Raw genomic sequence first — 4,034 nt, 5'->3', positions numbered from 1 at the left:
ATGTTAATTACAGCTACAAAAGTATTTTACCACCAAAGAATACAAAAGAGAGCTAGCCCCTCAATTTTTAAATTACAGGTAAATCTTTTGTTAGTTTTGTTTTTGATGAGCTTAATTCCGTAAATCTATCCAAATTAAATTTCTTACTCTTTTTATTTCTGGTGTAGCAAAATCAGCTGAATGATTTGTAATTTTGAGATAAAATTTTGAATATGCGTAAGATTGTTCTAGCCACGCGCAATACCCATAAAATTGAAGAAATTAAACAGCTTTTACCTCAAATAGAACTTTTAACCCTACACGATGTTGGTTTATCTAACGTAGAGATACCTGAAACTTCAGAAACCTTTGTCCAAAATGCTTTACTTAAAGCAAAAACAATTTTTAATTTATGCTGCCTTCCTTGTTTAGCTGATGATTCAGGTCTAGAAGTTTTTGTTTTGAATAACCGACCAGGTATCCATTCTGCTTATTACTCAGGAACAAGAGATAGTCAGAAAAATGTACAAAAGTTATTAGAAGAAATGAAGTATCAAACTAATAGAAGAGCAAGATTTAGAACAGTAATTGCGTATTACGATGAAAATAGTTTTCGTTATTTTGAAGGTATAGTATATGGAACAATTACAGATACCCCAAAAGGCACACAAGGTTTTGGCTACGACCCTATTTTTATCCCCGATGGGCACCAAAAGACGTATGCAGAAATGAGTCTAGAGGAAAAAAATGCCGTTAGCCACAGGGCAAAAGCTATACAAAAACTGGCGGATTTCTTTACACAAATTTTGAACATACCTACCAAATGACTATCCATATCTTATCCTTATCAAAAAGTAACTACATTGGTTGTACAAATGTGCTTTTAATATTTTGTATAGAGATTATTGCATAATTGTTAGACAGTAATTAACTTTGTAAAATCTTATTTAAGTGCTATTATGAAAAGAGGCGTATTCATTCTGCTCGTATTTGTCTTGTTCTTGGGCTTATTTAAGCTTAAAGCACAATCTACTATGGTGTTAAATCCTAAATCCCAAACTAAAAACACAACTATAAACACCAGTGTAGATGCCGTAGTAAGTATGCTCAATACAGATACTCGCACATTAAAGTATCGTATTTCGGCCAGTCCTTTGAGTAGTATTCCTTCTGGTTCAGGGTGGCAAATATGCTATGGATCTTACTGTTATGGGGGTAGTCCTACCCTTGCTCCTTCAACGTCTGCTCCTCCTGCTGAACTAGCAGCAAACGCTACAGAAACTCTTAAATTTACCTATGAACCTGATGTGAATACAGGTACAGTAACTATTAAGTTCTGTGTTTTCAATAATGATAATCCACTGGACTCTTCTTGTACTATGGCAACCTATGTAGTAACTTCAAGCTCCTCAATTAAAGACATGATGAACCCACACAAGCCACAAGTACAAATAGCTTCTCAAAATCCTGCTGCTGACTTTATCAGTTTTAATTATCAAATACATCCTAACAACAGAAATGTAACATTGCTTCTAATTAACCCCTTAGGTCAAGCTGTGGCGCAGCAAAATCTTACTGACCTGCAAGGTTTAGCTTTGATGTATGTAGGCAATTTACCCAATGGAATATACTATGCGTATGCCCATTCTCAAAGCGAACCTGTATGTATAGGTAAAATAGTAGTAGCTCACTAGTGTAGTTATAGTTTGACTTTTCAGAGCAAAATTTAAAATTTGTGGCACTTTTTGTCTGATTGATTATTAAACATACAGAACCGCGTGCTCAGATTTTATAGCCCCTAAAAGAGTACGTAGCAGCGGGGTGTGACAGCCGCGCGGGATCAGGATTGTTTTTTTGTCTATAAAAAACCTAAAATTAAATTTTAATTTTTTTGCGTGTCCTTGTGGACATAAGCGCAGGCGAAATGCCCACAGGGTTGGCGTGCCCCGTGGTTACGTGCGGAATGCTCCGACCCTTGCACAGCAAGAGGCACACTCAAAAAATCAATATTAAACTATGCTAAACTTAAATTTATCTTATTTATTCTCAATACGTTAGTATCTATGTCTTTGCACAATTAAAAATGAACTATTACTTTTGCATTCGTGCCATATAAGTTACAAACTAAATGAAAAAGCTGTGCTTAATAGCGTTCCTGTTTGGTGCTTTAGCTTGGATTTTACAAGGCTGCGGTGGTTCCGAACAAAAGTCAGGTGGAATTAAAGTAAATCGTGTAAAAACAATTATTAAGCATGAACGGAGCGAACCCAAAGGATTAAACCCTATCACTACTGCTGACGCTACCTCTACCTACATTCATCAGCTCCTGTTTGATAAATTGATTGATCTAAACTACCAAACTCTAGAACTGGATAAAAAAGTGCTTTGCCAAGATTATTCTTTTTCTGAAGATAATCTTACACTTACTTTTACTTTAAAACCAAACATTCATTTTGCAGATAATCACCCGATTACAGCGGAAGATGTTGTTTTTACTGTAAAGTGTATAGTCAATCCGTTAATAGATGCTCAACCTAAACGAGCAGATATGAAGTACCTCAAAGATTGTGTGGCAAAAGATAAAAGAACCGTAGTCTTTACCTTCAAAAAGGTAGCTTATGATAACCTGTTCAAGGTAACGAATTACCTTTTTGTACTTCCTAAGCACTTCTATGATAAGGAAAATTTATCTGACAGGTACACCGTAGCGGAAGCTATTGAAGCTTGGGAAAAAAAGATAGATAATACATCTCTTGAAAAGTTCAAACCTTTTGCTGAACATTTTTCTAGACAAGAATTTAATCGAGACCCCAATTTTATCCTGGGTTCAGGAAGATATGTAGTAAAAGAATGGGACCCAGGTAAGCATGTTATGTTAATTAAAAACGTAAATTATTGGAACAAAGGTAGCAAAGAGCCTAATTTTATTCAAGGAATGGACACTTTGTATTTCAAGATAATTACAGATGTCAATGCTGCTTTTATTGCACTTAAATCAGGAGAAATTGACTTTTCAGACCATTTCAAGCCCTCTCAAATGCAAAAAGACATGGAAGATCCCTTCTTTAAGCAAAATTTTGAAAAACGTAGTGAAGTGTACCCTAAATACACCTATATCGGTTGGAACATGAATGTCAAGGGAAATCCTGAAAAAAACTTCTTTGCTGACAAGAAGGTTCGCCAAGCTATGGCACATTTGATTGACCCAAAAATGCTCAAAGAAAAGGTACTCTACGGTATGGCTGAACCTGTAAAGTCTATGATTTTTTTCAAACGACCTGAATATAATAAGGAATTGCCCGACATTCCTTTTGATATAAATAAAGCTAAGCAACTCTTAGTGGAAGCAGGCTGGAAAGATACAGACAATAATGGCTGGATAGACAAAGAAATCAATGGCAAAAAAGTAGATTTTAGGTTTGAACTAGCTTATCCGAATGAAAATGAGGTAAGAAAAAGTATTGCTATGATTTTACAGCCCATATTTAAACAAGTGGGTATTGAACTTACTCCTCGTGGATATGATTGGGGCGCTTTTCTTGACCGATGCAAAAATCATGAGCTAGAAGCCTGGATAGGGGGCTGGGTCTACGATGCAAACGAACAAGATTTATACAGCGTTTTTCACTCTTCTCAAATAGATGGAGGATATAACTATGGATGCTTCCAATCTAAAAAAGCAGATGAGCTACTTAGCGCTATTCCTTTAGAAATAGATACACAAAAACGCTACGCTTTACATAAAGCCCTCCAAGCAGTTCTACATGAAGAACAACCTTACAGAATGCTATTCGCAGAAACTTCTCGTATAGCCTATAACAAGCGCCTATCTAATGATAGATGGTACGCCCAAAGACCTACCTACGACATTGCAGAATTTTACCCTCGTTCTCTTCAACCCAACTAAAACAAACCCGGACATCAAATTTTTGATAAGTAAAGCATAGTAAACTAACGTGAGTTTTGGATTGTAAAAAAGTTTTAGGAGTAATATTTTGGGCGTGCCCTTGTGGGCGTTTCGCTGCGCTCATGCCCACAAGGTCGGCGTGCTACGG

3 protein-coding genes are annotated in these 4,034 nt (G+C 36.2%); all 3 read left to right on the top strand.

The features are described from left to right. The first annotated feature begins 212 nt into the window (after nucleotides 1-212). Nucleotides 213-806, top strand: coding sequence for an RdgB/HAM1 family non-canonical purine NTP pyrophosphatase (rdgB, locus tag NZ519_12825; GenBank protein MCS7029638.1), 594 nt, complete (start codon nucleotides 213-215; stop codon nucleotides 804-806). Nucleotides 807-980: 174 nt separating this feature from the next. Further along, nucleotides 981-1,673 carry a hypothetical protein gene (locus NZ519_12820; GenBank protein MCS7029637.1) on the top strand — a complete coding sequence of 231 codons (693 nt, stop codon included), beginning with the start codon at nucleotides 981-983 and terminating at the stop codon, nucleotides 1,671-1,673. Nucleotides 1,674-2,107: 434 nt separating this feature from the next. Next, nucleotides 2,108-3,886, top strand: a complete 1,779-nt coding sequence (locus tag NZ519_12815; protein MCS7029636.1) for an ABC transporter substrate-binding protein — start codon at nucleotides 2,108-2,110, stop codon at nucleotides 3,884-3,886. Nucleotides 3,887-4,034: the final 148 nt, after the last annotated feature.

The sequence above is a fragment of the Bacteroidia bacterium genome, assembly GCA_025056095.1.
Taxonomy (GTDB): domain Bacteria; phylum Bacteroidota; class Bacteroidia; order JANWVE01; family JANWVE01; genus JANWVE01.
The sequence above is the reverse complement of the archived record's forward strand: the minus strand, read 5'-3'. Positions and strand labels throughout refer to the sequence as shown.

Excerpts from the sequence above, each read along its gene's own strand:
- NZ519_12815 (MCS7029636.1), top strand. The coding sequence starts at position 2,108 with ATGAAAAAGCTGTGCTTAATAGCGTTCCTGTTTGGTGCTTTAGCTTGG.
- rdgB (MCS7029638.1), top strand. The coding sequence starts at position 213 with ATGCGTAAGATTGTTCTAGCCACGCGCAATACCCATAAAATTGAAGAA.